Below are 2685 nucleotides of genomic sequence, written 5' to 3' on the forward strand. Positions count from 1 at the left end.
GCTGGATCACCTCCTTATCGACGCGTCATCTCGTGTCGGCAAGTGCTCACAATGAATTACCTGATCGGCCAGAGCAAAGACTGTTTGGGTCGAGGACCCAGCGGTTGCAAGCGAGTCTGTAGATCAGTTGGTTAGCGCGCACCCCCTGACCTTAAATGGAAAGCAGGGTGAGGTCGGCCAGCGGGTTGCCAGCGAGCTTGCAACGGTACAGTGCCGGGTCTGTAGCTCAGTTGGTTAGAGCGCACCCCTGATAAGGGTGAGGTCGGCAGTTCAAATCTGCCCAGACCCACCAAATTTGCGTGATACGTCGTTGAAAGACTCCTCGTATAGCAGGCTATACGTCGTCGTCTTTCGCCTAGTCTCACACAAATTACATTTCGCGTGGTTTTGCCACAAAGAGATGTCGAAAGGGGCCATAGCTCAGCTGGGAGAGCGCCTGCCTTGCACGTCAGGTGGTCAGCCCGGGGTCGCGCACGACTTCGATCCCGCTTGGCTCCACCACTACTCTCCACCCCCACAGTCTTACCTGATCGGATCTACAGTCATAAGCCACCATCGCATCAGCCGATGACCGGTTTATGACTGTCGATTGACAGTCTGCTCTTTAACAATGTGAATCATGCTGACAAATTTCTCCGCAAGGAGAAATGCAAGATACGTCTCAAGCGTATCCGGCAATTGTCGTACGTAATCGCAGACCAGACCCTTTCGGGTTATATGGTCAAGCGATTAAGCGCACACGGTGGATGCCTAGGCAGCCAGAGGCGATGAAAGACGTGGAAGCCTGCGATAAGGCTCGGCGAGGTGGCAAACAACCTGTGACCCGGGCATTTCTGAATGGGGAAACCCACCCAGCATAAGCTGGGTATCCCACACTGAATCCATAGGTGTTGGGAGGCGAACCAGGGGAACTGAAACATCTAAGTACCCTGAGGAAAAGAAATCAACCGAGATTCCCCTAGTAGCGGCGAGCGAACGGGGACCAGCCCTTAAGCGTGTGACTGATTAGGCGAAGGCATTGGGAAATGCCGCCATAGTGGGTGATAGCCCCGTAGCCGAAAATCTGATCGCGTGAAATCGAGTAGGTCGGGGCACGTGAAACCTTGACTGAAGACGGGGGGACCATCCTCCAAGGCTAAATACTCCTGGCTGACCGATAGTGAACCAGTACCGTGAGGGAAAGGCGAAAAGAACCCCGGAGAGGGGAGTGAAATAGATCCTGAAACCGTGTGCGTACAAGCAGTGGGAGCAGACTCGTTCTGTGACCGCGTACCTTTTGTATAATGGGTCAGCGACTTATATTCAGTGGCGAGCTTAACCGTATAGGGGAGGCGTAGGGAAACCGAGTCTTAACTGGGCGACCAGTCGCTGGATATAGACCCGAAACCGGGCGATCTATCCATGAGCAGGTTGAAGGTTGAGTAACATCAACTGGAGGACCGAACCAGGATCTGTTGAAAAAGATTTGGATGACTTGTGGATCGGAGTGAAAGGCTAATCAAGCCCGGAGATAGCTGGTTCTCCTCGAAAGCTATTTAGGTAGCGCCTCACGTATCACCGCCGGGGGTAGAGCACTGTTTCGGCTAGGGGGTCATCCCGACTTACCAACCCGAGGCAAACTCCGAATACCGGTGAGTGCAAGCGTGGGAGACACACAGCGGGTGCTAACGTCCGTTGTGAAAAGGGAAACAACCCAGACCGTCAGCTAAGGTCCCGAAATCCTGGTTAAGTGGGAAACGATGTGGGAAGGCTCAGACAGCTAGGAGGTTGGCTTAGAAGCAGCCATCCTTTAAAGAAAGCGTAATAGCTCACTAGTCGAGTCGGCCTGCGCGGAAGATGTAACGGGGCTAAACCAGGTACCGAAGCTACGGGTTCACACTTAGGTGTGAGCGGTAGAGGAGCGTCGTGTAAGCCAATGAAGGTGGATTGAGAAGTCTGCTGGAGGTATCACGAGTGCGAATGCTGACATGAGTAACGACAAGGGGAGTGAAAAACTCCCCCGCCGGAAGACCAAGGGTTTCTGTTCGATGCTAATCAGAGCAGAGTGAGTCGGCCCCTAAGGCGAGGCCGAAAGGCGTAGTCGATGGGAAACGGGTCAATATTCCCGTACCTGACATGGTTGCGATGGGGGGACGAAGAAGGCTAGGTGAGCCAGGCGTTGGTAGTCCTGGTGAAAGTCGGTAGGCTGAGGGTTCAGGCAAATCCGGATCCTCAAGGCCGAGAGACGAGACGAACAGACCACGGTCTGGAAGTCACTGATGCCACGCTTCCAGGAAAAGCCTCTAAGCTTCAGGCCATGTGAGACCGTACCCCAAACCGACACAGGTGGTCAGGGTGAGAATCCTAAGGCGCTTGAGAGAACTCGGGTGAAGGAACTAGGCAAAATGGTGCCGTAACTTCGGGAGAAGGCACGCCGCATTAGTGTGAAGGGACTTGCTCCCCGAGCACGAAGCGGTCGAAGATACCAGGTGGCTGCAACTGTTTATTAAAAACACAGCACTCTGCAAACGCGTAAGCGGACGTATAGGGTGTGACGCCTGCCCGGTGCCGGAAGGTTAATTGATGGTGTTAGCCGCAAGGCGAAGCTCTTGATCGAAGCCCCGGTAAACGGCGGCCGTAACTATAACGGTCCTAAGGTAGCGAAATTCCTTGTCGGGTAAGTTCCGACCTGCACGAATGGCGTAA

At 54.0% G+C, this 2685-nt stretch carries 2 tRNA genes and 1 rRNA gene; all 3 read left to right on the top strand.

The features are described 5' to 3' along the window. The first annotated feature begins 215 nt into the window (after positions 1-215). Positions 216-292, top strand: a tRNA-Ile gene (locus tag QC821_RS21595). 117 nt (positions 293-409) lie between these two features. Next, positions 410-501, top strand: a tRNA-Ala gene (locus QC821_RS21600). Between the two features lie 218 nt (positions 502-719). After that, positions 720-2685: ribosomal RNA gene (locus QC821_RS21605) — 23S ribosomal RNA — on the top strand; the annotation flags it as partial.

The organism is Franzmannia qiaohouensis (assembly GCF_031451695.1).
Lineage (GTDB): Bacteria > Pseudomonadota > Gammaproteobacteria > Pseudomonadales > Halomonadaceae > Franzmannia > Franzmannia qiaohouensis.